The sequence below is a fragment of the Pseudoflavonifractor phocaeensis genome, assembly GCF_016901955.1.
Classification (GTDB): domain Bacteria; phylum Bacillota; class Clostridia; order Oscillospirales; family Oscillospiraceae; genus Flavonifractor; species Flavonifractor phocaeensis_A.
Map to the genome: position 1 here is coordinate 1 of NZ_JACJLC010000165.1, position 2,265 is coordinate 2,265.

Below are 2,265 nucleotides of genomic sequence, written 5' to 3' on the forward strand. Positions count from 1 at the left end.
TGAATACGCCGCCTGAAACGGTGCCTTTAGACCGCACGAATGGTGCACCCAGACCGCTGAAATGGTGCATGGTCACCGCAGCCATGGTGCATTGACAGGATGGCCACTAAAATGGATTCAGCATCATCAGATGCAAATTCAATTTAGGAGGCCTTACCATGGTCAATCACAAAGAGATCCTCCGGCTCAAAAGCCTGGGGCTCACCCACCGGGAAATTACAGATGCCACCGGTTGTGGTCGCAACACGGTCACACGCACATTAGCCCGGGCGCGGGAACAGAAGCTTAGTTGGCCGCAAGCTCAGTCCATGTCGCAGCAGGAAGTTTCCCAGCGGCTATTTCCAACCGAGCAAAAGGACCCTGTCTACAAGATGCCGGACTATGAGTGGGTGCACCGAGAGATGCAGAAGAGCGGCGTCACCCTGAGCCTGCTGTGGGTGGAATATTGTGAGCAATGCCGCCAGAGCGGTGAGCTACCCTACAAATCCACTCAGTTCAACAAGTATTACGCAGACTATGTCCACAAAGCCAAAGCCACCATGCACCTGGAACACAAGCCTGGTGAAACCATGCAGGTGGACTGGGCGGGCCAGACGGCAGCTCTGGTGGACACAGACACCGGGGAGCGGCTGGATGCATACCTGTTTGTAGCGGTGCTGCCATACAGCGGCTACGCATACACAGAGGCCTTTCTGGACATGAAGCAGGAGGCCTGGATCACCGGTCATGTCAACGCCTACCGGTATTTCGGCGGCGTCACCCGCATCCTCACCCCGGACAACCTCAAGACCGGTATTGTCAAGAACTCTCGTACAGAGACTGTGCTCAATAAATCCTACCAAGAAATGGCGGAGCACTACGGCACCGCCATTCTCCCGGCCCGCCCCCGCAGTCCCAAGGACAAGGCCTTTGTGGAGGGTTCCGTTGGCGTGGTCTCCACCTGGATTCTGGCTGCTCTGCGCAACCGCCAATTTCTGTCCCTTATGGAACTGAATGAAGCAATCCACGAGAAACTGGAAACCTTCAACCACAAGCCCTTCCAGAAACGGGAGGGCAGCCGGGCAGCTTGTTTTGCGGAGGAGAAACTGTTTCTGCTGCCTCTTCCGGCTATGCCGTTTGAGTTGGCGGTCTGGAAAGTTGCCACCGTCCAATATAACTACCATATCAGCGTGGAGCGCATGAATTATTCCGTGCCGTATGAGTATATCAAGCAGCAGGTAGATGTACGGCTCACCCGGACTACCGTGGAGATCTTCTTTGCCGGAACCCGGATTGCCTCTCACCTGCGTCTCCATGGCCGTCCCAACCAGTACAGCACGGCGGAGGACCATATGCCGCCGGATCACCAGGCCTACCTGCAATGGAACGGGGAGCGTTTTATCCGCTGGGCAGAGCAGATCGGCCAGCACACCGCTGCCGTGGTACGGCTTTTCCTCTCCGCCCACAAGGTGGAGCAACAGGGTTACAAGTCCTGTATGGCCCTGCTGAAACTGGCGGACCGCTATTCCGCTCAACGGCTGGAGAGCGCCTGCCGGAAAGCCCTCTCTTACACCGCTTCTCCCAGCCTCAAAAGCGTCCAGTCCATCCTGAAATCCGGGCAGGACAAGCTGCTGGATGAGGATGCTCCGGCCAAGCCGGAAGAGCCCAAAGCCCATAAGTTCACCAGGGGCGCCGGCTACTACAAGAGGGGGGAATGACTATGCTGAGCAATGAAACGGTCCGGAAACTTCATGAAATGCGCCTGGGCGTCATGGCGGAAGCCTTCTCCGCCCAACTGGAGGATGCGCAGTTCCAGTCGGTGTCCTTTGAGGATCGCTTTGCCATGCTGGTAGACGCGGAGTGGAGCACCCGGAAAAGCAACCGCCTAACCCGGCTCATCCGCAACGCCGGCTACGCAGACCCCGCCGCCTGTGTCGAGAATATTGAGTACCTGCCGGAGAGAAAACTGGACCGGGAGCAGATCCTGCGTCTGGCCTCCTGCACCTACCTCCAGGAGGCACACAATGTCATCATTCTGGGAGCCACCGGGGCCGGAAAGACCTACCTGGCCTGCGCCCTTGGCATGGCTGCCAGCCGCAGCTTTTATTCCGTCCGGTATATCCGCCTGCCGGATCTGCTGGTGGAGATCTCTGTGGCCCGGGCTAACGGAACCTACCGGGATTACATGAAAAAGCTCAGGAAAGAGAAGCTGCTTATTCTGGACGAGTGGCTGCTCTACCCCCTCAAGGAGGCAGAGGCCCGGGATGTGCTGGAACTGGTAGAGGC

The 2,265-nt window shown here is 57.6% G+C and carries 2 protein-coding genes; both read left to right on the forward strand.

The window, feature by feature from the left end; genetic code table 11:
• Positions 1–158 precede the first annotated feature (158 nt).
• The gene (gene istA, locus H6B51_RS16805) at positions 159–1,697 is read left to right on the forward strand and encodes an IS21 family transposase (RefSeq protein ID WP_204884747.1); all 1,539 of its coding nucleotides are present in this window, start codon (positions 159–161) and stop codon (positions 1,695–1,697) included.
• Positions 1,698–1,699: 2 nt separating this feature from the next.
• On the forward strand, positions 1,700–2,265 hold a 566-nt coding region (locus H6B51_RS16810; RefSeq protein ID WP_243421375.1), incomplete at its 3' end, for an ATP-binding protein.